The organism is Trichococcus sp. (assembly GCF_049589555.1).
Classification (GTDB): Bacteria; Bacillota; Bacilli; order Lactobacillales; family Aerococcaceae; genus Trichococcus.
The window spans coordinates 1-2521 of sequence record NZ_JBAWAZ010000391.1; the positions used below are offsets into that span (position 1 = coordinate 1).

Here is a 2521-nt window from a genome sequence, read left to right on the forward strand (position 1 = left end):
CCCTTTCCCATCCGAAAGAGGAATTGGGAGCGGCAGCTGCCGAGTGGATCATGTTGGCCGTACAGCAAGAAGTGACAGGCAATAAAATATTCGAGCCGGAACTGATCATCCGTGACTCGGTCAAACGAATTTAATAACTGAAGAATGAAGCTGTCCCCGATCCGGGATGGCTTCTTTTTGTTGCTGTACCAGGTTTTTGGACAGATTTCAGGACTGCGTTTGGGAAGCGAGCGATGTATAAGGGGCAGGAAACCGCCAACTTGTTTTTTTGTGTTCGGACAAATGTTAAAATTAACTATTTACATGTACGGACATATGGCATATAATATCCCTAAGAAGAACGGACAGCATCCGGAAAGGGTGCACCGCAATAAGGAGGAAATATTTTGACTGAGAAGTTACAAGCGATAGTCACTGATATCGAATCGCGGCAGACGAGCATCGGAATCGAATTCGGATCTACCCGCATCAAGGCGGTGCTGATCGATTCCCGCTTCGCTCCAATCGCATCCGGAAGCTACGAATGGGAAAATCAATTGGTCGACGGCATCTGGACCTATTCGTTGGACCAAATTTGGAAGGGCCTTCAAACAAGTTACGCAGAACTGACGCGCGAGGTCAACGAGAAATACGGCGTGACCTTGACCGCAGTCGGATCGATCGGTTTCAGCGCGATGATGCACGGCTACATGGCGTTCAATCAGGAAAATGAATTGTTGGTGCCGTTCCGGACTTGGCGCAACGCCACTACGGCTGATGCCGAAAAGGAATTGACCGCACTGTTCAAATACAATATCCCGCAACGCTGGAGCATCGCCCACCTGTATCAAGCGGTTTTGAATAAGGAAGAGCATACAAATGAAGTCGCTTTCTTTACGACTTTGGCAGGCTACATCCATTGGCAACTGACAGGCAAAAAAGTTTTGGGAATCGGTGATGCATCCGGGATGTTCCCGATAGATGTCGAAAAGAAAAACTATGATGAACGCATGATCAACCAATTCGATGCATTAGTCGCAGAAAAAGGCGCGACTTGGAAATTGGCGGATCTGCTGCCGGAAGTATTGTTGGCAGGGGACGCGGCCGGGAATCTGACGGAAGCGGGAGCCAAACTCCTCGATCCGACAGGCACACTGGAAGCGGGCATCCCGTTGTGTGCGCCGGAAGGGGACGCCGGAACCGGTATGGTCGCCACGAACAGCGTGGCGGAGCGCACCGGGAATGTATCCGCAGGGACATCGGCATTTGCGATGATCGTATTGGAGCAGGACTTGAACGAAGTGCATCCGGAAATCGATCTCGTGACGACGCCGGCAGGAAGCCTGGTCGCGATGGTGCATACCAATAATTGCTCATCCGATATCAACGCCTGGGTCAAGCTTTTCCGGGAATTCAGCGAAGCTGCTGGTTTCGCAATTGATACGGACAAATTGTTCGCCACGTTATTCAACAAAGCGCTTGAAGGCGATGCCGATTGCGGCGGATTGCTCTCGTACGGCTATTACTCGGGCGAGAACATCACCCATTTGGCGGAAGGACGGCCGTTGTTTGTCCGCACACCGGAAAGCAACTTCAACTTGGCCAACTTCATGCGCGTGCACCTCTTCACAGCTTTTGGGGCAATGAAGATCGGCATGAACATCCTGAAGCAGGAACATGTCGCGATCGACAAAATCGTCGGCCACGGTGGTATCTTCAAAACCCCTGAGGTCGGCCAGAAAGTGTTGGCTGCCGTCATGGACGCACCGGTCACCGTCATGGAGACGGCCGGAGAAGGCGGCGCATGGGGCATCGCATTGCTGGCTGCCTACACTGACCGCAAAGAAACGTCAGAGACTTTGGATGCATTTTTGGACAAGAAAGTATTCGGTGCCGATGAAGGCATCACGATCGCTCCTGATGCGCGCGACGTTGAAGGTTTCGGAACCTTCATCGAACGTTACCAAAAAGGGCTGGCGATCGAGCAGGCTGCAGTCGAGCATTTGAGTTTGAGATAGATTTGAGTTTGGGATAGAAGGGAAGGAAACATCTTGCTGGAACAATTAAAAGAAGAAGTTTTTCAAGCCAATCTGGAATTGCCGGAACGGGGATTGATCAAATACACGTGGGGAAACGTCAGCGCGGTCGACCGCGAAAAAGGCTTGTTCGTCATCAAGCCAAGCGGTGTCGGCTATGACGACATGCAGGCGAGCGATATGGTCGTCTGCGACTTTGAAGGCAATGTCATCGAAGGCGATCTGAACCCGTCATCCGACATGCCGACGCATGCGGTCCTTTACAAGGAATTCCCGGAAATCGGCGCTGTCGTGCACACGCATTCGACTTGGGCCACGATTTGGGCGCAAGCCGGATTGGATGTGCCGGCCATGGGTACAACACACGCCGATACCTTTTACGGCACGGTTCCCTGCGCCCGTTTCCTGACGCAAGCGGAAATCGACCGGGGTTACGAGGAAGAGACGGGCAATGCCATCGTGGAAACGTTCCGCGAACGCGGCATCAAACCGATGGAAGTTCCCGG

Annotated in this window: 2 protein-coding genes; both read left to right on the plus strand. The window is 52.4% G+C overall.

What is annotated here, in order from left to right:
- The first annotated feature begins 386 nt into the window (after nt 1–386).
- Nucleotides 387–1997, plus strand: coding sequence for a xylulokinase (locus WBV27_RS13605; RefSeq protein ID WP_424202650.1), 1611 nt, complete (start codon nt 387–389; stop codon nt 1995–1997).
- A gap of 33 nt (nt 1998–2030) precedes the next feature.
- Nucleotides 2031–2521: L-ribulose-5-phosphate 4-epimerase AraD (gene araD, locus WBV27_RS13610; protein WP_424202651.1), on the plus strand; the 491-nt coding region annotated here is incomplete at its 3' end.